Origin of the sequence: Streptomyces sp. NBC_00572 (genome assembly GCF_026341815.1) — a bacterium.
In the GTDB taxonomy this organism is placed as follows: domain Bacteria; phylum Actinomycetota; class Actinomycetes; order Streptomycetales; family Streptomycetaceae; genus Streptomyces.
This window is the reverse complement of the sequence record NZ_JAPENX010000002.1, coordinates 449,180-472,930: the sequence shown is the minus strand read 5'-3', so window position 1 is coordinate 472,930 and position 23,751 is coordinate 449,180. Positions and strand designations below refer to the sequence as shown.

General features: G+C 72.9%; 20 protein-coding genes. 14 read left to right on the top strand and 6 right to left on the bottom strand.

The genetic code is table 11. From position 1 onward, the window contains the following. Positions 1–5 precede the first annotated feature (5 nt). A complete protein-coding gene (locus OG514_RS34470) occupies positions 6–3,614 on the top strand; it encodes a glycoside hydrolase family 32 protein (protein WP_266901463.1) in 3,609 nt (1,202 codons plus the stop codon). A 3-nt stretch (positions 3,615–3,617) separates the two neighbouring features. Continuing rightward, positions 3,618–4,556: a carbohydrate kinase gene (locus tag OG514_RS34465; protein ID WP_266901461.1), complete on the top strand. Its 939-nt coding sequence runs from the start codon at positions 3,618–3,620 to the stop codon at positions 4,554–4,556. Here OG514_RS34465 and OG514_RS34460 read toward each other — a convergent pair. From OG514_RS34460 to OG514_RS34450, 3 genes are all read right to left on the bottom strand, one after another. Then, the gene (locus OG514_RS34460; protein WP_266901459.1) at positions 4,534–5,823 is read right to left on the bottom strand and encodes an ATP-binding protein; all 1,290 of its coding nucleotides are present in this window, start codon (positions 5,821–5,823) and stop codon (positions 4,534–4,536) included. The genes OG514_RS34465 and OG514_RS34460 overlap by 23 nt on opposite strands. A 234-nt stretch (positions 5,824–6,057) precedes the next feature. Continuing rightward, positions 6,058–6,411, bottom strand: a complete 354-nt coding sequence (locus OG514_RS34455; protein WP_266901457.1) for a DUF805 domain-containing protein — start codon at positions 6,409–6,411, stop codon at positions 6,058–6,060. 190 nt (positions 6,412–6,601) lie between these two features. Then, complete coding sequence (locus OG514_RS34450; protein WP_266901455.1) at positions 6,602–6,961, bottom strand: SPW repeat protein; 360 nt, start codon at positions 6,959–6,961, stop codon at positions 6,602–6,604. Positions 6,962–7,345: 384 nt separating this feature from the next. On the opposite strand from OG514_RS34450, the gene OG514_RS34445 reads away from it, so the two are divergent. Beyond that, on the top strand, positions 7,346–7,714 hold the full coding sequence (locus OG514_RS34445; protein WP_266901453.1) for a cupin domain-containing protein: 369 nt from the start codon (positions 7,346–7,348) through the stop codon (positions 7,712–7,714). A gap of 249 nt (positions 7,715–7,963) precedes the next feature. On the opposite strand, the gene OG514_RS34440 is transcribed toward OG514_RS34445, so the two are convergent. Then, positions 7,964–8,914: a TauD/TfdA family dioxygenase gene (locus tag OG514_RS34440; RefSeq protein WP_266901451.1), complete on the bottom strand. Its 951-nt coding sequence runs from the start codon at positions 8,912–8,914 to the stop codon at positions 7,964–7,966. A 551-nt stretch (positions 8,915–9,465) separates the two neighbouring features. On the opposite strand from OG514_RS34440, the gene OG514_RS34435 reads away from it, so the two are divergent. The 10 genes from OG514_RS34435 to OG514_RS34395 all read left to right on the top strand — a co-directional run bounded on the left by OG514_RS34435 (position 9,466) and on the right by OG514_RS34395 (position 20,691). Further along, positions 9,466–10,692, top strand: a complete 1,227-nt coding sequence (locus OG514_RS34435; RefSeq protein ID WP_266901449.1) for an ROK family transcriptional regulator — start codon at positions 9,466–9,468, stop codon at positions 10,690–10,692. An 82-nt stretch (positions 10,693–10,774) separates the two neighbouring features. Further along, positions 10,775–10,846: a putative leader peptide gene (locus OG514_RS39545; RefSeq protein ID WP_319313152.1), complete on the top strand. Its 72-nt coding sequence runs from the start codon at positions 10,775–10,777 to the stop codon at positions 10,844–10,846. Positions 10,847–11,079: 233 nt separating this feature from the next. Then, positions 11,080–12,672 (top strand): ABC transporter substrate-binding protein, encoded by a 1,593-nt coding sequence (locus OG514_RS34430; protein ID WP_266901447.1) that lies wholly within the window; start codon positions 11,080–11,082, stop codon positions 12,670–12,672. A gap of 1 nt (position 12,673) precedes the next feature. Further along, positions 12,674–13,618, top strand: coding sequence for an ABC transporter permease (locus OG514_RS34425; RefSeq protein ID WP_266901445.1), 945 nt, complete (start codon positions 12,674–12,676; stop codon positions 13,616–13,618). Positions 13,619–13,621: 3 nt separating this feature from the next. Then, positions 13,622–14,479 carry an ABC transporter permease gene (locus OG514_RS34420; RefSeq protein WP_266901443.1) on the top strand — a complete coding sequence of 286 codons (858 nt, stop codon included), beginning with the start codon at positions 13,622–13,624 and terminating at the stop codon, positions 14,477–14,479. After that, positions 14,476–16,368 (top strand): ABC transporter ATP-binding protein, encoded by a 1,893-nt coding sequence (locus tag OG514_RS34415; protein WP_266901441.1) that lies wholly within the window; start codon positions 14,476–14,478, stop codon positions 16,366–16,368. The genes OG514_RS34420 and OG514_RS34415 overlap by 4 nt, the downstream gene beginning before the upstream one ends. Positions 16,369–16,475: 107 nt before the next feature. Next, positions 16,476–17,321 (top strand): formylglycine-generating enzyme family protein, encoded by an 846-nt coding sequence (locus OG514_RS34410; RefSeq protein ID WP_266902275.1) that lies wholly within the window; start codon positions 16,476–16,478, stop codon positions 17,319–17,321. Continuing rightward, positions 17,318–19,693 carry an arylsulfatase gene (locus OG514_RS34405; protein ID WP_266901439.1) on the top strand — a complete coding sequence of 792 codons (2,376 nt, stop codon included), beginning with the start codon at positions 17,318–17,320 and terminating at the stop codon, positions 19,691–19,693. The genes OG514_RS34410 and OG514_RS34405 overlap by 4 nt, the downstream gene beginning before the upstream one ends. Before the next feature lie 69 nt (positions 19,694–19,762). Beyond that, positions 19,763–20,272, top strand: a complete 510-nt coding sequence (locus OG514_RS34400; RefSeq protein ID WP_266901437.1) for a DinB family protein — start codon at positions 19,763–19,765, stop codon at positions 20,270–20,272. Between the two features lie 5 nt (positions 20,273–20,277). Beyond that, positions 20,278–20,691, top strand: coding sequence for a nuclear transport factor 2 family protein (locus OG514_RS34395; protein ID WP_266901435.1), 414 nt, complete (start codon positions 20,278–20,280; stop codon positions 20,689–20,691). Here OG514_RS34395 and OG514_RS34390 read toward each other — a convergent pair. Then, complete coding sequence (locus tag OG514_RS34390; protein ID WP_266901433.1) at positions 20,682–21,047, bottom strand: hypothetical protein; 366 nt, start codon at positions 21,045–21,047, stop codon at positions 20,682–20,684. The genes OG514_RS34395 and OG514_RS34390 overlap by 10 nt on opposite strands. Positions 21,048–21,097: 50 nt before the next feature. Beyond that, positions 21,098–22,099, bottom strand: a complete 1,002-nt coding sequence (locus tag OG514_RS34385) for a LysR family transcriptional regulator (protein WP_266901431.1) — start codon at positions 22,097–22,099, stop codon at positions 21,098–21,100. A gap of 342 nt (positions 22,100–22,441) precedes the next feature. Between OG514_RS34385 and OG514_RS34380 the strand changes: the two genes are divergently transcribed. Beyond that, positions 22,442–23,710, top strand: a complete 1,269-nt coding sequence (locus OG514_RS34380) for an MFS transporter (protein WP_266901429.1) — start codon at positions 22,442–22,444, stop codon at positions 23,708–23,710. The last annotated feature ends 41 nt before the right edge of the window (positions 23,711–23,751 follow it).

Genomic DNA, 23,751 nt, shown 5'->3' with positions numbered 1-23,751 from the left:
CCCCCATGCGTGTTCCCCATGTCCCGCTCCACCGCCGCACCCTGCTCCGGGCAGGCGGCCTCGCGCTCCTGCCCGTCCTCCTGCCCACCCCCGTGTCCGGCACCGCCGAAGCCGCGCCCGCCGCCCGCCGCCGGACCACCCTCCCCGAGGCCGTCACCTCGCCCATCCCCGACCCCCTTCCGTACCGGGGGAGTTGGCAGCGCACCGCCGACGGCGGTCAGCGCGCCACCGCCGCCGGCGCGACCGCCTCGCTCGCGATGTCCGAGCACCGCGTCGGGGCCCGCGCCGGATACTCCGCCCGGATCGCCGCCGACCCGGCCACCCCGCACGCCCGGGGCGGACTCGTCCTCCGGGCCGCGCCCGACGGCAGCGCCGGATACGGCGCCGTCCTCGAACCGGCCACCGGCCGGGTCGCCCTCATCGATCTGGCGAGCGGCGAGACCCTCGCCACCGGCGCGGGCCGCCCCGGCACGACCCTCGACGTCGTCCTCGACGGACCGGCCCTCACCGTCCACGTCGACGGCAGCCAGGTCCTGGCCGTCGAGGACCACCGTCACGCCTCCGGCCATGTGGGCCTGCTCGCGGCGGACGGCTCGGTCACCTTCGGACCGCCCCGGACCTGGTCGGTCACCACCGACCTCAGCGGCTGGACCACCAGCGGCGGAGGCGCGTGGACGCCCACCCCGCTGGGTCTCGTCGCCGTCGCCCCCGCAGACACCAACATGCGCACGACGGCGGCCGAGGAGGCGTACGACACCTTCGTCCAGGCCGACGTCCTCGTCCACGACCCGTACGCCGTCGCCGCCCTCCTGGTCCGCGCCGACGCCACCGGCACCCGTGGCTACGCCGTCGAGGCCGATCCGAACCAGGGCCGGCTCCGCCTCTACCGCGTCGACGGCGACGTCACCCTCGGCACCCACGCCACCACCATCGCCCCCGGCACCGTCCATCGCCTGCGCGTCGAGGCCGAGGGGCGCGGACTCCGCGTGTACTGGCAGAGCGACTTCCTCCGCCCCGACGGATACGACCCCGTCATCGACACCGAGGACCCGGCCCCCGCCCCGCACCTCTCCGGCCGCCCCGGGCTCCTCGCCTACAACGGCCGGGTCGCCTACGAGAACGTCACCGCCGCCGGTCCGCGCTCCGAACTCCCGGGCGCCGAAACGCAGTCGGGCACCTGGACCCGCGACCTGCGGGGCCTGCGCGGCACCGACGGGCTGCGGACCGCACCCGCCCCGGGCGGCGCCGACCTCGTGGTCTCCGCCGATGTGCGGCTCGCGGGCGCGAGCGCGGCAGGACTCCTCGTACGCGGTCACGAGATCCTCCTGGCGCCCGGCAGCGGGGAGCTCCGACTCGTCGACCACACCCGCCGCACTCTCCTCGCCACCGCGCCCCCGCCCGTCCGCCCCCTGCGTGCCGACACTCCCTTCCGCGTCGAAGTCCACCTCGTGCGCGGAGAGTTCACGGTGTACGTGGACGGCGTGCGGGGCCTGCGCGCACCCGCAAGCGCCGACGGTGACACCGTCGGGCTCGTCGCCGCCGGTGGTACCGCGTACTTCCAGGACATCCACGCCGTCGACGTACGCGAGCACTTCACCGAGCCCCACCGGCCCGCCGTCCACCACTCACCCCGGACCGGCCGGGGGAGCGACCCCAACGGTCTCGTCCACTACGACGGCGAGTACCACCTCTTCCACCAGGACGAGGGCCGCTGGGCGCACGCCGTCTCCAGCGACCTCCTCCACTGGCGCACCCTCCCGCACGCCCTCGGCTGGAACGCGTACGGCCACTGCTGGTCCGGCTCCGCCGTCGTCGACGCCCACGACCACTCGGGTCTCTTCGGCGGAGCGCCCGGACTCATCGCCTATTACACGAGCTTCCACCCCGACAAGACCGGCGGGAACCAGTCGGTCCGCGCGGCCTACAGCACCGACCGTGGCCGCTCCTGGCAGCCCTACGGCGGTCCCGAACCGCTCGTCGGCAATCCCGGAGGACCGGACGGCGGCTGGGACTTCCGCGACCCCAAGGTCTTCAGGGACGAGGCTCGCGACCAATGGGTCATGGTCGTCTCCGGCGGCGACCACCTGCGGTTCCTCACCTCACGCGACCTCCTCCACTGGACCCACGCCAGCTCCTTCGGCTACGGGGACTGGGTGGCCGGCGGCGGGGTCTGGGAGTGCCCCGACCTCTTCCCGCTCCCGGTCGACGGCGACCCCGCCCGTACGGTCTGGATCCTCACCCTGAGCACGGGCGCCGTCCGTGCCACCGACGGGTCCACCGCCCGCTACCTCACCGGCACCTGGGACGGCACCGCCTTCACCGCCGACCAGGCCCCCGGACCGGCACCGCGCAGCGACCACGGCCGCGACTTCTACGCGGCCATCACCTTCGACAACGTGCCCGACGGGCGGCGCGTCTGGCTCGGCTGGACGACCAACTGGGACTATCCCTTCAGTGCGCCCACCCGTCCGTGGAACGGCCAGCACAGCATCCCCCGCGAACTCACCGTCGCCGACGGGCCCGACGGCCTCGTGCTGCGCCAACGGCCCGTATCCGAGCTGGCTTTGATCCGGACCAGCAGCACCGTACGACGGGACCTCACGATCGGACCCGGCGCGACCGATCCGTGCGCCGGCCTGACCGGGACCACGTACGAGATCGAGACCGAGCTCGTCCTGCCCGCGACCGGGGCGGCGAACAGCTGCACCTTCCACCTGCGGACGAAGGACGGGCAGGCCACGCGCGTCGGCTACGACGCCGTGCGCGAGTGCCTGTTCGTCGACCGTACCGACTCCGGCCGCACCGACTTCACCCGGTATTTCGCCGGCCGCACCGAAGCCCCGCTGGCCGCCGGGCGCGCCCCGGACGGGAGCCGCGCGGTACGGCTCCGGATCCTCGTCGACTCCTCGTCCGTCGAGGCGTTCGGCGGCGCGGGCGAGGCCGTCGTCACCAGCCTGGTCCTGCCCGACCCCGACGCGCGGGGCCTCGCCTTCACCGCCGAGGGCGGCACGGTCAGGATCGCCGAACTGGCCTTCCACCGGCTCGCCTCCACCTGTCGGCTCACCGACGAGCTCCCAGATCCGGCCGCCGCGCCGCCGCCGGGGGAGTTCCGCACCGACCTCGGCACCCTCACCACCGTCCCCGCCGGGCGCTGGGAACCCACCGGAGCCGGGCACACCGGCACCTTCGACCGCGACAGCGACACGATGTCCGCCCGCCGCTTCGCCGACCTCGAACTCTCCGGACTGCTCAGGCTCGGCGGACCCACCGGCACCCGGGGCGCCGCCTCCCTGCTGTGGCGGGCCTCCGCCGACGGTGCCGACGGCTACGTCCTCAACGTCGATCCGGACCTGCGGGCCGTCCGGCTCGTCGTGCGGCGCGGCGGTTCCTTCGACGACGCGGCAGCGCTCGCCCGCGTCCCCGCCCTGGTACGGCACGGGGCCACGTACCATCTGCGGATCGTCCACCGGGGAACCCGTATCGAGGTGTTCCTCGACGGGGACCGCATCATCGACCACACCGACACCGCGGCCACCTACAGCGCGGGCCACGTCGGGTTGAACGTCTTCGGGGGCCGGGCCGGCTACCAGGACACCTACGCCAAGGAGCTCTGACCCATGTCCTTCCTGGTGATCGGCGAGTGCGTCGCCGACATCGTCCGCGCCCCGGCCGGCTCCGGCGCCTCCGACCGAGTCCACCCGGGCGGCAGCCCCGCCAACGTCGCCTACGGTCTGGGCCGCCTCGGCCGGGACGTCACCCTGCTCACCCAGCTCGCCGACGACCCCACCGGACGGCTCATCGAGGCCCACCTCACCGGCGCGGGCGTACGGGTGGAGGTCGGCGACGTGCCGCTACGCACCCCGTCGGCGGTGGTCGGTCTCGACGCGCGCGGCCAGGCCTCGTACACCTTCGACATGGCCTGGACGCTGACGGGCGGCGCGCCGGCCGGCCTGGCACCCGCCCATGTGCACATCGGCTCGATCGCCGCCGTCACCGCACCCGGCGCGGCCACGGTCCTCGCCGAGACCGAGCGGCTGCGCGAGCGCGCCACCGTCAGCTACGACCCCAACGTGCGGCCCGAACTGATGGGGGAACACGAGGAGGCCGTCGCCCGGGTGGAGCGCTGCGTCGCCCTCAGCGACCTGGTCAAGGCGAGCGACGAGGACCTGGCCTGGCTGTACCCGGGCGAGGAGCCGCACACGGTCGCCGCCCGCTGGCTCGCCCTCGGCCCGGCCGTCGTCCTCGTCACCCGGGGCGCCGACGGATCGCTCGCCCTCACCCGGCACCACACGGTCGCCGCCGAGGCGCCCCGGGTCGACGTCGTCGACACGGTCGGCGCGGGCGACTCCTTCATGTCCGCCGTCCTCGACACGCTCGCCGGGCGGGGGCGGGACGCGCTGCGCGGGCTCGGCGCCGAGTACCTCGCGGGGCTTCTGCGGAGGGCGGGCACGGCGGCGGCCGTCACCGTCTCCCGGGCCGGCGCCCAGCCGCCCGACCGGTCGGAACTGGACGCGGCCGGGCAGGAGTTCGCCGTCAGGTCCGGGCGTGTGCGGTGATGTCGGAGGCGAACTGCTCGACCATCTCCGGGGTGACCGTCGGCCTGCATTCCCCGATGGCCGCCAGATAGTCCGCGGTGCTCGCCCCGGGCACCGGACCGTCGCCGCCCCGCCCGCCGACGGCGAGCAGATCACGCTCGAAGGAGGCCTGGGCGGCGACCCGGGCCGCGTGCTCGATGTCGGCCGGCGTGAACAGGTCGCTCGCGAGGACCAGTTCGTCGACGTCGACGTCCGTCCTGCCGTCGGTGTACCGGGCCCAGATCGCCGCCCGCGCCGCCTTGTCCGGCGTACCGATCGGGATGAGGTAGTCGAAACGGCCGGGGCGCAGGAACGCCGGGTCGAGGGAGCGGATCGAGTTGGTGGCACAGACGAGCAGCCGCTCGTCCCGCTCCCGGAAGCCGGGTATCAACTTGAGGAGTTCGTTCGTCACCCCGTGCATCCCACCGGGCTGCGCGGGCTCGGAGCGCACCGGGGCGATCTCCTCGACCTCGTCGATGAAGACCAGGACCCGCTCCAGCTCGGCGATCCGGGCGAAGGCGGACCGCAGGGCGGCGGCGAGGTTGCCCTCGTCGGCGAGGCGGGACGGCAGGATCTCCACGAACGGCCAGCCGAGCCGTGAGGCGATCCCGCGCGCGAACGTGGTCTTCCCGGTGCCGGGCGGGCCGAACAGGCAGACCGCGCGCGGCGGCCGTACACCGTGCCGTCCCGCCCGCTCCGGCTCGGCGAGGGGGAGCACCACCCGGCGCTCGATCAGGTCCTTCTCCCGCTCCATCCCGGCGACCTTGGCCCACAGGTCGCCCGGGAGCAGCCGGCCGCCCAGGTCGTCGAGGAGCCCGGCGGCCGGACCGTGCAGCGGCTCCACCTTCTCGAAGTACGCGACGGCGGGCTGCCGGGTGTACCCGGCGTTGAGGAGGCCCTCGCCGAGGAGCTCCTCCTCCGGCAGGACGTACGCGATGCGCCCCACGCGCGCCGCCACCAGGCGTCGCTCCAACTCCACGAGCAGGGCGCTGGCGAGACCGCGGCCGCGCCAGGCCGAGGAGATCGCGATGCGCATGACCCAGGCCCGCTCGCCGGAGACACAGGCGAGCGCGGCTCCGATCGGCACGCCCTGGTGGACGGCGACCACGGCGGGCTGGCGGCCGGTCAGGGCGCTGATGCACTCGGCCAGCGAGAACACGGACTCCTGGCCGAGCTCCGCGGTCGTGTCGATCAGATGGACGACGGCGGCGAGATCGCTCTCGCGGTAGTCGTGGATGTGCCAGTTCACCGGTGGTACCGCCCCTCGTTGGTGCCGTTGCGGCGAGGCTAGGCGGGGCCGCCGGTCACGGTCGTGCGCCATCCTGCACAAGGGGGTGCCGGCGAACGCGCCGTACCGGCTCTATGCGGCGCTCCGGGGGAACTCGCCGGGCTGTGCCGGTCCGGCACGCGGAAAGCCCCCGGAAGGCGTTCCTTCCGGGGGCCGCGTGCGTGCGCGTGCGAGGCCTTCAGCAGGCCGGGTCCGTCAGTAGGCCGGGGCCAGCTTCGGGTTCGGGCCGTGCGCGTTCTCGTGCTGCTCGCCCTCGGTGGCGGCGAAGACGATGAGGACGATGAAGCCGACGAGCGGCACCAGACCGATCAGGATCCACCAGCCCGAGCGGCCGGTGTCGTGGAGACGGCGGACGGTCACGCCGAGGGACGGCAGGAAGACGGCCAGCGAGTACAGCGTGCTCAGCAGCGAGAAGTCGAGTGCCATGCCGATGATGACGAGCACGATCGAGATGATGAAGTTGAACAGCTCGAACATCCAGAATTCCTGGCGGCGCGCCCGGCCGTTGAAGACCGCGTACTTCTTGATGACGTCGAGGTACCAGTTCACTTTGTCCCCCCAAGGACTGGGTATGCGAGCGGGAGCCTGTCCCTGTGGAGCAAGCTTTACGCAGAACTTAGGTGGCTGAAACCACATGGGTCAATTCGTTACCGGGCAGTGGCCGTTCCGGGGCAGAAAACAGTGAACGGCGGCACCTCCGGTGTCGGAGGGGCCGCCGTTGCGGGAGAGGATCAGAACGTCACGTCCTTCTCTTGGTCATGAGCAGCCCGCCGGCCGTGAGGGAGAACAGGCAGACGCACGCGCCGGTGATCACGTTGCTGAGGATGGTGCCGGTGTCGGGGCTCGACCCGACCACCCACGGGGCGACGATCAGCCACGCACCCATCAGCAGGACAACGAAGTTGAGGTCCTGTGACCGCTCCGGGGCCATGGACATGCACAGGCCGAGCACCGCGAGGGAGATGCCGACGACCAGGTTGCTGATGGCGAGCGCGGGCTGGGTGGCGGAGAAGTGAACCGTCCACGCGGAGATCGCGGCGTAGATACCGGCGAGGATCACGAGTTCCTCGACCGCCGCGACACCTCGGGTCTGGAGCATACGGGCATATCGGTCCCGCATTTCCGACGCGTCGGGGTGTCCTGCGATATCACCAGGACGGTGAGAGACGTCGGCCATACGACTCGCCTCCTTCTGGCGTCATGCACGTCTGACCGCACTTGCGGCAAATGCTGCCGCTGCTTCATTGTGCGCTTATCTGGCCTTTATGTGTAGGTCTGCCCGGTAAGGGATGTGCACAGAATTTGAGCTGCGGATATGCCTGGAACCGCCAAGTGGCGATCACCTTCGGTGAACTTCCTTCAACAAAAATTCAATGCAAATGCGAACCACTTGTCGTTCGGCATGCGGGTGCCCGCCCGAGCCCCGACGCGTAGCCTGGAAGTGGACTCGGGGACTCCACCCCTCCACCGCCGGGAGCGGATGATGGCCGGCATCGTGAAGAAGAGCTTCGACGCAGCGGACGAGACCCGTCCCTTCGAGGGCAACAAGGGCAGGCTCGACCTGGTCACCGGTGAGCGTGGCGCGGTCGGCCGTGCCGTGTTCGAGCCGGGCTGGCAATGGTCCAAGCACGTCAAGCCGATCGCCGGCACCGACAGTTGCCAGGCGTCGCACGTGGGGTACATCGTCAGCGGCCGGATGAAGGTCGTCATGGACGACGGCGAGACGACCGAGTACGGGGCCGGGGACTACATGGAGGTCAAGCCCGGCCATGACGCCTGGGTCCTCGGTGACGAAGCCTGCGTCGCGCTGGACTGGACCGGCTTCGCCGACTACGCGAAGCCGTCCGGCTGACCGAGTGAGGGCCGTCCGGCTCTGAGCTCGCCCCCCGCCGAACCCGCGGCCGGAACCCGCACCCCTGCCCTCGGCGGCGCCGTCCGCGCCCCTGGCGCCGCCCTCGGTCGGCGGTGTCCGAACCGCACTCCCTCTCACGGGACCCGGTCGTCCGGGGACGACTCGGGACGCCGCTGGTCGAGGGGCGAGGAGCGCGCGGCCTCGATCGCCTTCCGGTGAGGACGACGATCACCCGGGGCGGGACGCCCGTCATACGGCGACGGGCTCCTCCGCGGAATCGCCCGAGGCGATGCCGAACGCCGGGTCCGGGACGGACTCGGGCGCGAGGAGGACCGAGGAGCTGCCGTCCACGCCGACCGGGACATCGCCGTCGATCGTCACGCGGCGCAGCTTGCGCACGTGGTCGTCGGAGTCGTCCACGCCGTAGTGCTGGGTCGCGCGGTTGTCCCAGATGGCGACGTCACCGACCTGCCACTGCCAGCGCACCGTGTTCTCCGGGCGCTCGACGTGCGACTGGAGAAGACCGAGCAGGGCGCGGGAGTCGGCGCCCGTCAGACCGCTGATCCGCTGGACGAAGTTGCCGAGGAGCAGCGTCCTCTCGCCGGTCTCGGGGTGGACCCGTACCACCGGGTGCTCCGTGAGGAACTTCGTGGAGGCGAAGATCTCCCGGAAGCGGGCGAGCTGCTCGGGCAGGGCCCCGGGACGCAGGGCCGCGTAGTCGTAGTCGTTGGAGTGCACCGCGCGCAGGCTGTCGGCCAGGGCGCGCAGCGGCTCGGGGAGGTTCTCGTACGCGGTCGCCGTGTTGGCCCACAGGGTGTTGCCGCCGTACGGCGGGATGACCACCGCGCGCAGGATCGAGAAGGCGGGGTAGGCGGGCACGAAGGTCACGTCGGTGTGCCACTGGTTGGCACGGCCGCCGTAGTCCGAGTCGATCGGGAAGGAGTAACGGCCGTCGGCCGAGGGGACGGTGGGGTGGGCGACGGGTGTGCCGAGGAGCCGGCCGAAGGCCTCGTGTGCCTCCTCGTCCAGGTGGTCCTGGCCGCGGAAGAAGACGACCTTGTGCGCGAGGAGCGCGGCGCGGATCTCGGCCACGGTCTCGGCGGGCAGGTCGCCGCCGAGGCGGACGCCGGAGATGACGGCGCCGAGGCGGCCGCCGACCTTCTGGACGGTGACGGACTCGGTGGTGGTCGCGGTCGACATGACGGGTTCCTTTCACGGGTCCGGGACGGATCCCGAACGAGGTCTGGGCAGGGTCCGGACGGGGCCCGGACTGAATTAATCTCGGAGCGGAAGCAATGAGGGGGCGAGAAGCCCCGACGAGGGCCGGTGAGTTGCCACGGGTTCTCTGCGTCGTACGAGCGCGGGGAGGGTCGCGGCGCGGCCGACGGGCCCGGGGGTACGACGGCACGTACGAGAGCTGGAGCGGCGTACCGCTCACAGGGGAGGGTCGCGAGGATCAGACGCCGGAGGCGGCGGGACAGGAGCAGGTCGCGAACATGTCCCGGAGACTCGCAGCGGCCGCAGCCGCACGTCAAGCGCCGGTCCGCTCCCCGAACGGCCGCTCTCGATGGTTGAATCGGCGCCTGCCCGGCGCCGCCGACCCGACCCGGCGCACCCCGTCGAACCGCTGTTGACCTGCGACGGCCTCCGTCCTGTCGCGGGGCGGGAGCGGCGCGGGCGGCGGGCCGACGGTCCAGGCGCGGACCGCCCCGGGAATTCACACCGCCGCAACAGTGACCAGAGAGGCCCCGATGACGAGGAACACCGCGCACGGTCCCCGGATGGCGGGCGACGGCAGGCGCGAGGCCAACGCCGCCACCGTCCTGCGGACCGTCCTCGACCACGGACCGGTGGCCCGCAGCGCCGTCGCCCGGCTCTCCGGCCTCAGCCCCGCCGCCGTCTCGCGGCAGGCCACCGATCTCACCCGGCTCGGTCTCCTGCGGGAACTGCCCGAACCGGCCGGCGGTGGGGGAGTGGGGCGGCCCCAGATCCCCGTCGACCTGCACATCGGCGCCTCCGGCGGGCCGGTCGCCGGCGGTGTCCATCTCGGCGTCCCCAGCTCGACCTTCGCCCTCGTCGACCTGCGCGGACAGGTCCTGGCCCAGCGCTCGTACCCCCACGACGGCATCGCGCCGGACGGGCTGCCCGGTGCCGTCGCCCGTGAACTCCGCGCCTTCCTCGACGCCCATACGCGGGGGCGCCCGCTGCTCGGGGTCGGCGCCGCGGTCGGCGGCTGGGTGGACCCCGCCGAGGGCGTGGTCGTCCGCCATCAGGCCCTGGGCTGGCGCCGCCGGCCGCTCGCCGCCGAACTCGCCCGTGACCTCGGCGTGGGCACCGTGCGCGTGGACAACCACGCGCGTTCCATCGCCCAGTCGGAGATCCTCTTCGGCCGGCCCGCCGCCCGGCGGAGCCTGGTCCATCTGTTCATCGGCAACGTGGTCGACGCGGCCGTCGGGCTCGCCGGAGTCGTCCACCAGGGCCCCGGTGCCGCGGCCGGCGACGTGGCGCACCTGCCCGTGCCGGACTCCACCGTTCCCTGCGCGTGCGGACGTTCCGGCTGCCTGGAGGCGACCGCCTCGAACACCGCCCTGGGTCGCACCGCCGTGCGTCGAGGGATCGTGCCCGAACCCGACACCTCCCTCGTGGTGGACGCGGCGGCGGCGGGGGACCGGCGCGCCGACCGGCTGCTGCGCGAGCGGGCCCGTGCTGTGGGCCGTGCCACCGCCCTCCTCCTCGACGTCCTCAACCCCGACCTGGTCGTCGTGACCGAGCAGGCGAGCGTCCTCGAACCGGAGTACCTGGAGGAGATCCGGGGGGCCGCGATCGACCTCTCGCACGTCTGCGACGATCCCGAACGGATCGTCAGTCCACATGCCGGACCGGCCACGCTGCCTGTCGCGGCTGGCACGGTTCTGCTGAATCCCCTGTTCAGAAGGCCTATTGAGACCATGGGTGAGCTGTTTCCGGTAGAGGGGTAGAGCTGAGGTTGTCTCAGAATGCGGTCAAGGCCGGTTGACCGCCCCGCGAAGCCGCTGTCATATTGCTCCCGTGAATCCGGACATGAGCCTCATCTCCCGCAGGCACGTCGACCTCTGTCGACAGGCCGGCGCGGTCTGTGCCGTCCGGGTCTGACCCGACGCCGGTCACCGCTCCGGCCCCACCTGTTCCGCTCCGGCCCCGCTGAAGGCGGGTCGCCCGTCGTCGCCCCGCTGACGGACCGCGCCCCTGCCGTCCCGGCCGCCGACCGGTCGCGCCGCACCCTCACCGCACGCCGCATCCCCGCGTGCCACGTTTCCTTTTCCTTCCGCAGCGGAACGAATCCGTGCGTCCCGCGCGCCTCCGCTCTCCTCCACAGGCAGGCATCGATGACCGAGCTGTACTCCTCCACACCCTCCGCCCCCTCCCGGCGCACCACCCTGCGCGCCGCGGGCGGCGGCACCCTGCTGCTCGGTCTCGGTCTCGCCGGCTGCCGCTCGGCGGTCTCCGAGGCCGAGGCGCCTGCCGCAAAAGCCGGTGCGGGCCCCCGCCGCGGCGGCATCGTCACCGTCGCCGTCAACAGTGACTTCACCCCCAGCCTCCTCTTCGCCCAGAGCGGCCAGTCGCTCCAGCAACGGCTGATCTACAACACGCTCACCCGCTACGACGACCGGCTGAAGCCGCAGCCCGAACTCGCCACCTCCTGGGAGTACGCCGAGGACGGCCGCGGCATCACCCTCAAGCTCCGTACCGGCGTCACCTTCCACGACGGCCGGCCCTTCACCGCCGACGATGTGATCTTCGCGGTGAAGAACCTTCAGAACCCGCTCCGCGCAGCGCAGTTGAGAGCCACCGCGGCCGCCGTCACCGGCTTCGAGAAGCGCGGCGACCACGAACTCGTCCTCCGTCTCGCCCATCCGGTGAACAACCTCTTCGACCTCTTCGAATTCATGGTCATCACCGATCGGAACAGCGTCGAGGACGCCGTCACCGGCAAGAAGCTCAACGGCACCGGCCCCTTCAAACTCACCAAGTGGAGCCCCGGCAGCGGTCTCAGCCTCACCCGCAACGAGACGTACTGGCAGCCCGACCGCCCCTACCTCGACGGCGTCGAACTCCGCGTCGTACCCCAGGCCGACGCCCTGCTGTCCTCCCTCCGCACCGGCCAGTCCCAGCTCTCCTTCAGCGTCCCAGGCAAGAACCTCGCCGTCGTCGCAGCCACCCCCGAGCTCGCCATCAGCCAGTACACCACCGGAGGCGGGGCCTACTACCTCGGCGTCAACACCACCGTGGCCCCGCTGAACGACAAGACCGTCCGACAGGCCCTCGCCCGGGCCGTCGACCGCGAACGCATCCTCAAGCAGGTCCTCGGCGGTTACGGACTCGCCTCCGCCACCCCCTGGCCCACGTCCTCACCCGCCTTCACCGAGGCCGGCCGCACCCACTACACGTACGACCCCGGCAAGGCCCGCGAACTCCTCAAGTCGGCCGGCCACACCCGGCTCGACCTGCCGCTCCTCCACATCAACCTGCCCGGCGACACCGCCGTCGCCGAGGCGATCCAGTACGACCTCCAACAGATCGGCGTCCAGGTCACCCTCCAGCCCACCGACCCGGCCACCGCGCAGAAGAACCTCATCTCCCAGAAGATGCCGGGCCTCTGGGCCATGAGCCACGGCTTCGCGCAGGTCCAGCCCTCCACCCTCGCCGTCAGCGCGTACCCCTTCAACGAGGCCAAGAACACCTCGAAGTTCCGCTCCGCCGCCTACACGAAGGTCGTCCGCGAGGCCTGGACCACCCCCGCGACCGGCGCCCGCGCCAACGCCCTCCGACAGCAGATCACCGACACCCTCCTCGACGAGGCGTTCATCATCGACCTCGTCATCCGCGGCGCCGTCCAGGTCTCCGCCAAGAAGCTGCACGGCGTCACCCTCAACAAGTTCTCCTACCTCAACCTCGACGACGCCTACCTGGCGGGCTGAGATGCGCGGCTACCTGCTGCGGAGACTCCCCTCCGCCCTCCTCGTCCTCCTCGTCGCCTCCTTCGTCGCCTTCGCCGTCCTCCGGCTCGTCCCCGGCGACCCCGCGGCCGTCCTCGCGGGGCCCGACGCGAGCCCCGGGACCGAGGCGGCCATCCGGGCCCGCCTCGGACTCGACGCCCCGCTGCACACCCAGTACCTCCAGTGGATCGGCGACCTCCTCACCGGAGACCTCGGACCGTCCTACGCGATCGGCGGACAGACCGCCGACCTCATCGGCGAAGGACTCGGCGCCACCGTCGAACTCACCCTCGGCGCACTGCTGTTCGTCGTCGTCCTCGGCGTCGCCCTCGGCATCCTCGGCGCGACTTCCCGCAACCGCTGGGTCGGCGCGGCCGTACGGATCCTCACCACCGCCGCGCTCGCCGTGCCGCCCTTCGTCACCGGCGTCCTCCTCGTCCTCCTCTTCGCCGTCGTCCTCGGCGTCCTGCCCCCGGGCGGACGCGTCCCGCTGCTCACCGCACCCGACCTCGGCGTCCAGTACCTACTGCTGCCCGCCCTCTGCCTCGCCCTGCCCAGCGCCGCCGTCCTCGGCCGCTACCTCAAGGACGGCATCGAACGCGCCCTCGCCGAGGACTACGTCCGCACCGCCACCGCCGCCGGCGTCGCCCCCCGGCGCCTCCTCTGGCGCCACGCCCTGCCGAACGCCCTCCCGCCCGTCGTCACCCTCCTCGGCATGCAGACCGGCCACCTCCTCGGCGGCGCCGTCCTCGTCGAGGCGATCTTCGCCTGGCCCGGCCTCGGCCAGCTCGCCGAACAGGCCCTGGTCCGCCGCGACTACCCCGTCGTCCAGGACCTCCTGCTGCTCCTCGTCACCGTCTTCGTCCTCGTCCAGCTGCTCACCGACCTCGTCCACGCCTGGCTCGACCCCCGGATCAGGTGGGAGTGACCCATGACCACCCAGACAACGGCCCACCCGCCGCACGCCCACAAGGCCCGCCACCCCTACCGGGCCGCTCTCGCCACCGCCCGCGGCCGCACCGGACTCGCCCTCGTCGGCCTGGTCGTCCTCGCCGGACTCCTCGCGCCGCTCCTCGCCGGACACGGCCCCACCGACCAGAGCGGCCTGGCGCTCGCCCCGCCCGGCACCGCCGGCCATCTGCTCGGCACCGACGACCTGGGCCGCGACCTCCTCGCCCGGCTGCTCCACGGCATCCGCGCGGACCTCGGCATCATCGTCGTCGCCGTGCCGCTCGGCGCCGCCCTCGGCTGCCTCCTCGCCCTGGCGGCAGCTGCCCACCCGATCGCCGACACCGTCGTCCAGCGCACCTTCGACCTGATCCTCGCCTTCCCCGGACTGATCCTCGCGCTTGCCGTCACCGCCGTCCTCGGCCCCGGCCGGCTCCCCGTGATCCTCGTCATCGCGCTCGCCGAGATCCCCGTCTTCGGGCGGCTCCTGCGCACCGGGATCCTCGTGCAGCGCGGCCGGGAGTACGTGACGGCCGCCCGCGTCGGCGGCATCTCGGGCGGCCGGATCCTCACCCGGCACATCCTGCCCAACGCCGCCGACCCGCTCGTCGTCCAGATCGCCGTCTCCCTCACCGTCGCCGTCTTCATCGAAGGCGCGATGAGCTTCCTCGGCGTGGGCGTCCGGCCCCCCGAACCCACCCTCGGAGCCGTCCTCAGCCAGTCCATGCCCTATCTCGCCCAGGCCCCGCATTTCGCCGCCGGACCGCTCGTGACCGTGACCGCGCTCGTCCTCGGCCTCTCCCTGACCGCCGAGGCACTGAACCGGGAGATACGCCGATGACAACCCCACCGCTCCTCGAAGTCCAAGGCCTCGACGTGGAGTTCACCACCCCGGCCGGCGGGCGACTGCGTGCCGTCCGGGACGTGTCGTTCACGCTGCGCCGGGGCGAGACCCTCGCCGTCGTCGGCGAGTCCGGATCCGGCAAGTCCACCACCGCCCTCGCCCTGCTCGGGATGCTGCCCGGCACCGGCCGGATCAGCGGCGGCTCGGTCCGGCTCGACGGCGAGGACCTCGTCACAGCCGGGGAGGACCGGCTCCGGGCCGTACGGGGAGTCCGCATCGGCATGATCTTCCAGGACCCGATGACGGCCCTGAACCCCGTCCTCACCGTCGGCCGCCACCTGGACGAGGTGCTCCGCGCCCACGCGGGACGCGTCGACGCGGGACGCGACAAGGCCACACCCCGCGCGGGACGCGACAAAGCGGCCCGGCGCGCCCGCGCCGTCGAGCTCCTCGGCCTCGTCGGCATCCCGGACCCCGAGCGGCGTCTCGACGACCACCCGCACCAGTTCTCCGGCGGCCAGCGCCAGCGCGTCCTCATCGCCATGGCCCTCGCCGGCGAACCCGACGTCCTCCTCGCCGACGAGCCGACGACCGCCCTCGACGCCACCGTTCAGGATGAGATCCTCACCCTCCTCGGCGAGCTCACCCGTACCACCGGCACCGCAGTCGTCCTCATCACCCACAACATGGGCGTCGTCGCCCGCGCCTGCGCGCGCGTCCTCGTCATGTACGGAGGCACGGTCGTCGAGGACGGCCCCACCGCCGAAGTCCTCACCCACCCCCGTCACCCCTACACCGCCGGCCTCCTCGCCGCCGTGCCCCGGCTCTCCGCCCCCTCCGGCACCCGTCTGACCGGCATCCCCGGCACTCCGCCCGACCTGAGCCTCCCGCTCGCCGGCTGCGCCTTCGCCGCCCGCTGCGCCCTGGCCGAGGACCGCTGCCTCACCACCTCCCCGCCGCTCGTCGCCGTCGGCGGAACCGTCCGCGCCGCCTGCCTGCCCGCCTCCGAACGCACCGAACCGCTGCCACCGCCCCCGCCGCCCGCCCGGATCGACCGCCCCGCACCCGGAGCCGTCGTCCTGGCCGCCGAGGACGTGCACAAGGCGTACAAGAGCCGCCGCCGCCGCTTCACCGCCCTGGACGGCGTCTCGATCACCCTCGCGGCCGGGGAGACCCTCGGGATCGTCGGCGAGTCCGGCTCCGGCAAGTCGACCCTCGCCCGGGTCCTCGCCCACGCCCACCCCGCCGACACGGGCCGGATCCTCCTGGACGGCCGGGACGTCACCCGCCCCGGCCGCATCGAACTGCACTCCGTACGCCGCCGGGTGCAGATGGTCTTCCAGGACCCGTACGCCTCCCTCAACCCCCGTATGACCGTGGGGGAGATCGTCGCCGAGCCGCTACGGGCCTTCGGGATCGGCACCCCCCGGGAGCGCCCCGCCCGCGTCGCGGAACTCCTCCGTCTCGTCGGCCTCGACCCGGCCGCCGCCGACCGGCACCCCCGCTCGTTCTCCGGCGGCCAGCGCCAGCGCGTCGGCATCGCCCGCGCCCTCGCCCCGGAACCGGACGTCCTCATCTGCGACGAACCCGTCTCGGCGCTCGACGTCTCCGTCCAGGCCCAGATCGTCGGCCTGCTCACCGATCTCCAGCGCGACCTGGGTCTCGCCCTCGTCTTCATCGCCCACGACCTGGCCGTCGTGCGCCAGGTCAGCCACCGCATCGCCGTGATGCACGAGGGGCGGATCGTGGAGACCGGTGGCGCCGACGAGCTGTGCGAGCACCCCCGCGACCCCTACACGCGCGCGCTGCTCGCCGCCGCGCCCGATCCCGTACCGGTTACGGCCCGGCCGCTCGTACCGCACCCGGCCGAGGCGGTGTCCGTATGAGCGCCTGCTGCACCCCGGGCCGTGGCTGCACGGCCGGCACCGGCCGTCCGGAGACCTTCGCGCTCCTCCCGTCGCCCACCGTACGGACCGCCCCGCGGCTCCACCCCATGGTGGAGCTGCCGGGCGGGACCTTCCGCATGGGCGACGCCTTCGGCGAGGGCTACCCGGCCGACCACGAAGGACCCGTACGGGAGGTGACCGTCGCCCCGTTCGCGATCGACGCCACCGCCGTCACCAACGCCCGCTACGCCGAGTTCGTCGAGGCCACCGGACACCGCACCGACGCCGAACGCTTCGGCTCCTCCTTCGTCTTCCACCTGCTGCTCCACCCCTCCGCCGAACGCCACGTCCTCGGCGCCGTCCCGCAGGCCCCCTGGTGGCTCGGCGTCAGCGGCGCCGCCTGGCACGCCCCGGAGGGCCCCGGCTCCGGCCTCGAAGGCCGCGCCGACCACCCCGTCGTCCACATCAGTCACGACGACGCCCTCGCCTACTGCGCCTGGGCCGGGGTCCGGCTGCCCACCGAGGCCGAATGGGAGTACGCCGCCCGCGGCGGCCTCGACGGCGCCCGCTACCCCTGGGGTGACGACTTCACCCCCGGCGGCCGGGAGATGTGCAACACCTGGCTCGGCACCTTCCCGCACCGCTCCGAGCGGCCCGGCGGCCACATCGGCACCGTGCCCGTCACCGCGTACGCCCCCAACGGGTACGGCCTCCACAACACTTCGGGCAACGTCTGGGAGTGGTGCGCCGACCCCTTCGGGCCGGGGGAGAGTCCGACGCCCGGCCAGGCCCCCGAGCGCGTCATCCGCGGCGGCTCCTACCTCTGCCACGCCTCCTACTGCAACCGCTACCGGGTCGCCGCCCGCTCCCACAACACCCCCGACTCCTCGACCGGCCACGGCGGCTTCCGCGTCGCCCGCTCGCTGCCCCCGGAAGGACCCGCCCCCGCATGACCACCGGCACCCCACGCGAAGCCACCCGGACCGACGGCCCCCGGCACGACGGACCGCCTGCCGCCGCCACCAGGCGCGACCCCTACGAGGGATTCGCGGGGCGCGTCGGCCGTACCTTCGCCGAGTCCGAGCCCGCCTGGCCCACCCGCACCACCCCGCCCGCCAAGGCCCCCAACATCGTCGTCGTCCTCGTCGACGACATGGGCTTCAGCGACATCGGACCGTTCGGATCCGAGATCCCCACGCCCGTCCTCGACCGACTCGCCGACGAGGGCGTCCGGCTCACCAACTACCACACCATGCCGCTCTGCTCGCCGGCCCGCGCCGCCCTGCTCACCGGCCTCAACCCGCACCGCGTCGGCTACGCCATGGTCGCCAACTCCGACCCCGGCTTCCCCGGTTACGGCATGGAGATCGCCGACGACATCCCCACGCTCGCCGAACTCCTCCACGACGCCGGTTACGCCACCTACGCCGTCGGCAAGTGGCACCTCGTCCGCGACTCCGCCTCCAACGCGGCGAACGACCGCGTCAACTGGCCCCTCCAGAAGGGCTTCGACCGGTACTACGGCGTCCTGGAGGGCCTCACCAGCCTCTTCCACCCGCACCAGCTCGTCCGGGACAACAGCCCCCTCGACGTCGACGAGTTCGCCGACGACTACTACTACACCGACGACATCACCGACGAGGCGATCTCCATGGTGAAGTCGCTGCGCGCCCACGAGCCCGACAAGCCCTTCTTCCTCTACCTCGCCCACAACGCCGTCCACGGCCCTCTCCAGGCCAAGGCCGAGGACATCGCCCGCCACCGCGGCCGCTACGACGAGGGCTGGGACGTCCTGCGCGAGCGACGCTTCGCCGACCAGCTGGCCGCCGGCCTCTTCCCGCCCGGCACCGAACTCCCCGCTCGCAACAGCGAGGCCGGACTCGACGTACCCGCCTGGGACTCCCTGACGGAAGATCAGCAACGGCTCAATGCCCGCTACATGGAGGTGTACGCGGCCCTCGTCGACAACATCGACCAGAACCTCGGCCGGCTCACCGACACCCTCGCCGCCCTCGGTGAACTCGACAACACCGTCATCGTCTTCACCTCCGACAACGGCGGCACCGGCGAGGGCGGTGCCGAGGGCACCCGCTCGTACTTCAGCCGCTTCGTCCACCATCCGCGTCTCCCCGGCGACTGGGACCCCGACGTCGACCGCGACCCCGAGCTCATCGGCGGCCCCCGCAGCCTCGTCCACTACCCCCGCGGCTGGGGCATGGCCTCCAACACCCCCTTCCGCCTGTACAAGGGCCACACCTACGCGGGCGGCGTCCGCGTGCCGTTCGTCCTCTCCTGGCCCGAAGGCGTCAGGGACGGCCGGCTCTCGCGTGGCCTGCGCCCCCAGTACCAGTACGTCACCGACATCGCCCCCACCCTCCTCGAACTCGCCGGTCTCACCCGGCCCGAGAGCCGCCGGGGCGTCCCGCTCCAGGATCCGGACGGCACCAGCTTCACCCCCGTCCTGGCCGACCCCGCCCACGACTCCACCCACCCCGAGCAGTACTGCGAGATGACCGGCAACCGCAGCCACTACCGCGACGGCCACAAGCTCGTCACCCTCCACCGGCCCGGCACCCCCTATGACGACTCCGAATGGGCCCTGTACGACATCCGTACCGATCCCACCGAGATCCACGACCTCGCCGCCGCCCACCCCGAACTCGTCAAGGAACTCTCCGCGGCCTGGGAGGACGCCGCCTGGCGCAACGGAGTCTTCCCGCTGCCCGACCACAGCGGAGCCCTCGCCCGCCGCAACCCCGCCGAGGAGCGCCTCACCCGCCCCCTCACCCTGCTGCCCGGCACCCCCGAGCTGGAGCGCTACCGCTCCTCCCGGCTCGTCTCGCTGCGCTCCTTCGAGATCGCCGTGGCCGTCGACGAGACCGGGGACGGCGTCCTCGTCTCCCACGGCGACCAGGGCGGCGGCTACAGCCTGTACGTCGAGAACGGCCGGCTCGCCCTCGCGTACAACGAGTACGGAACCCTCCACGAGACCGACGCGGGCCCCCTCGGCCCCGGCCCGCACGAGATCCTCCTCGCCGCCACGGCCGAGGAGGGACTGCGCTGGCGGTTCACGATCACCGTGGACGGCGAGCACCGCGCCGCCCCCGACAGCGTGCACCAGCTCATCGGCATGGCCCCCTTCCAGGGCATCAGCATCGGCGTCGACCGCAAGTCCCCCGTCTCCTGGCCGCTCTTCGAACGCCATCGGTCCTTCCGCTTCACCGGCCGCCTGAAGTCCGTCACGTACCGCCCCGGAGCCCCCGGCCCCGACGCGCCCGAGGCCGTCGCCGACGCGCTCAAGGAGGCCGCCGCCGCCTTCGAGTAGACCCTTCCGTGCGAGGGTGGCCCGGGAAAATCCCGGGCCACCGGCCGTGGACGGCGGCACAATGCACCCATGACGATCCAAGATCACCGCACGTCCGTGCCGTACGCAGGGGACGAGCGCGCCGTCCTCACGGCCATGCTCGACTTCCAGCGCGACACCCTCGCCCTGAAGTGCGAGGGGCTCGCGCCGGAGCAGCTGAAGGACCGGGCGATCGCCCCCTCGGGCCTCTCGCTGCTCGGTCTCGTCCGCCATGCGGCCGAGGTCGAGCGCGGCTGGTTCCGCAACGTTCTCAACGGCGAGTCGAGCCGCAGTCCCTGGACGCCCCCGGGCTCCACCGACTGGGCCGACTTCGACGTGGACGAGGCCGACGTCGACGAGGCGTTCACCGTCTGGCGCGAGGAATGCGCGCGCGCCCGCGCGATCGTCGCCGCGGCCGACTCCCTCGACGTCACCGGAACCCGCGAGAGCGAGACGTACTCCGTGCGCTACGTACTCGCCCACATGATCGAGGAGTACGCACGCCACAACGGCCACGCCGACCTGCTGCGCGAACGCCTCGACGGCACGACGGGGGAGTGACACCGATGACCGGCTTCGGAACCACCGACGACCCCGACATCGCCGAGGCCGTCGCCGGTGAACTGGCGCTCCTGGACCCGGCCGTACGCGTCTCCCGGGCGGGCGCCGCGGCACTGCTCGACCCCGAGTTCATCGAGGTCGGCGCATCCGGCCGGCGCTGGACGTACGAGGAGATGCTCGCCGCGCTCCCCGAGATGTCCGGCGCTCGGGAGGACGGACCGAGCTATGAGCCCAGCGCCCTCTCGGGGACGCTGCTCGCACCCGGCCTCGTCCACCTCACGTACGAGACGCTCCACGACGGCCACAGGGCCAGGCGCAGCTCGCTCTGGCGCCGGGACCCCGCCGCACCGCCCGGCACGGGGCTGCGGATGTACTACCACCAGGGAACGCCCGTACCGGAGACGGAAGTTCAGCCGTAGGCGTCGGTGACGCAGTCGACCGCGCAGCGCCCCTGCTCGTATCTGCGGCGGAGGGCCGCCGCCGCGTGCCGCCGCTCCACCCCGGCGTAGCCGTAGCGCTCCTGTGTGGTCCGCACCACGGCCTCGACGGTGACGATCGCCGGTTCACCCGCGCCGGCGGACCGGCGGGCCACCGCGATCACATGGTCGGCCGCCCGCTGCAGATCACGGGCGTAGTCCCGTTGGGCCACGGAACGCGCGCGTGAGGCGGCGAACGGCCGTACCGCCCGCCCCTTCCAGAGGACACCGGCGGTCATGAGCCCCGCACCGAGCAGGACGACGAGCACCCCCACCACGGCATCGGCGTCCCATCTCATCACCGGCCGCCTTCCCCCTGGACCTGACCTGCGGTACGAGTCCCTCAAGTCTAGGGGGTGTCCGGCGACCGGACCGGCTCTGGGAGCGGGCGACGCTCCCTGGGCCGGGCCCAGGACGGGGTCCAGACATCGCCGTCCCGGTCGGCGGACACGGCGGACCCGGGGGCCTCGGGCGAGGCGGCGAGGTGGGCTCGGAGTGTGAGCAGCGCGGGGTGCGGATTGTCCACGGCCCACAGCAAGAAGTGCGGATAGACCGGAGTCGGCCCGTGCACGGGGACGCGTCGCAGGCCGTGGCCCTCGGGCCAGACCAGGCGGGTCCGCGCACCGACGAAGGTCGCGAGCTCGGGGGTGTCCGCGACGGTGTCGAGCAGCGGCTCGGTGCCGAAGTCCGGGCCCGTCACCTCGATCGTGAGACCGAACGCGGCGGCGAGGTCGGCGTAGTAGGCGGCCCACTCGGTCCCGCTGACGATGCCCGGAATCCAGATCCGGTGCCCGACGAGCCCCTCGGGCGTGACGGCACGCGCCCCCGCGAGCACGTGCGCCGGACCCGTCAGGAGCTGGAGCGGCTCGTCCAGGACCGGCAACGCCTCGATTCCCTCGGGCAGCCGTCGGCCGGGCATGGTGACCGCCCGGAAGGACGCGTCGATCGTCCCGGCGCGGAGGGCGGCGACGGCCGCGTCCGCGTCGAAGAGCGTCACGACGTCCAGCTCGACCTCCGGAAACGCCCGGTGGAAGCCCTGGAGCAGCGCCGCGGGCGCGAGGCGCCGGCCGAGCACGTCCACCCGCAGCGCCCGCCGCCCCGGACGCACGGAGGCCACGGCGCGCGCCTCGGCATGGAGCAGGGCGCGCGCGTGCGGCAGGAACGCCTGCCCGTCGATCGTCGGCTCCGCCCCGCGAGCGGTCCGGTCGAGCAGCCGCACACCGAGCTCCCTCTCCAGCGCGGCGACCCGCTTGGACACGGCCTGCTGGGTGATCGACAGCTCGTCGGCGGCCTCCCGGAACCGGCCCGAGTCCACGACGGCGAGGAAGGTGCGTACGGCTTCGAGATCCACGCCGTGCAGCCTAGGGGGTGTCTTGTCGATCAGGCCGGGCTCGCGACGCCTGGCACCGCGCCTCGCCGCGTTGTCGTCGGTCGGCATGGCTCCGCCATGCCTCCCTCCTCCGCCTTGCGATGCGTCCCCTCGGCCCCTGCGGGCCTGGGGAGACCCCATACACCAGCCGCCGCTCCCTGATCCGGCCTGATCGACAAGACACCCCCTAGGGGGTGTCTTGACCGACAACCACGGGTTGTGCCGTCCGGCTCCCGCGGTTGTTTGATCTGCGCGTCCTCGGCTCGCTTTGATGGCGGACGGCGGTCCGTGATGGTGCGGCCGGCCGGCGAGAGGGGTACGGGCATGGCGGGCGGAGTGTCCTCGGGGCGGGACCGCGGGGTGTCCCTCGGGCGGGACTTCGGATGGCTGTGGGCGTCGTACGCCGCCGGAACCCTGGGCACCTGGGTCGCCTTCAACGCCCTCCCGCTGCTCGCGATCACCGTGCTCCACAAGGGTTCCGCCGAAGTGGCGGCGCTGGCCGCCGTGGGAGCCGCCGTCGGCGCGGCGGTCGCGCTGCCGCTCGGCCCCTGGGTGGAATTCCGCCGCAAGCGGCCCGTGATGATCGCCATGGACCTAGTGCGGTGCGCGGCGATGCTGAGCGTCACCGTCGCGTACGCGCTCGACCGGCTCGCCTTCGCCCAGCTCCTCGTCGTCTCCGTGGTCGTCGCCGCGGCGGACATCACCTTCGGCGCGGCCTCCGGTGCCTGTCTGAAGGCGCTCGTACCGGCGGAGGGCCGGCTCGTCGCGCAGGCCCGGCTCGAATCCACGACCTGGACCGCGACCGTCCTCGGACCGCCGCTCGGTGGCGCTCTGGTCGCCCTCCTCGGCCCGGCGGCGACCGTGCTGGTCGACGCCCTGAGCTATCTGCTCTCGGCGGCGGGCATCCGCGCGATCAAGGGGCGCGAGCCCCGCCCCGCGCGCAGGGAGGGGGCGGGGATGAGGGCCGGCGACCTTCTCGAAGGGTGGCGGCACATCCTCGCCCAGCCCGTTCTGCGCCCGCTGTTCCTCAACTCCGTGCTGGTCAACGGTCTCATCATGGCGACCGCACCCCTCCTCGCCGTCCTCATGCTGGGGCCGCTGGGGTTCGCCCCCTGGCAGTACGGGCTCGCCTTCGCGGTGCCCTGCGTCGGCGGGCTCGTCGGCTCACGGCTCTCCCGGCCGCTCGTCGTGCGGTACGGCCGTCACCGGGTCCTGTGGACCTCGGGCGTGCTCCGCGCCTGCTGGCCCGTCGGGCTGGTCCTCGTCCACTCAGGGGTCTCGGGGCTGGTGCTCGTGATGGCGGTCGAGCTGGCGCTGATCACCTGCTCCGCCGTGTTCACCCCGGTGCTCGCCGCCCACCGCCTCGACCTGACGGAGACCGACCGGGTCGCCCGTACCCTCACCGCCTGGTCCGTCACGGCGAAGACCTCCGTCGCGGCCCTGACCGCGCTCTGGGGGCTCCTCGCGGCCGCCGTCGGACCCAGGGCGGCGATCGGCCTGGCGGGTGTCCTGCTGCTCGCGACACCGCTGCTGCTGCCCAGGGGAGAGGCGCGTGGGGTGACGCGCGTGACGGATGTTGACACGTGTAAGTGACCGGTGGCAGGGTCGTGCCCCGGGCTTCGTGTGCCCCCGCG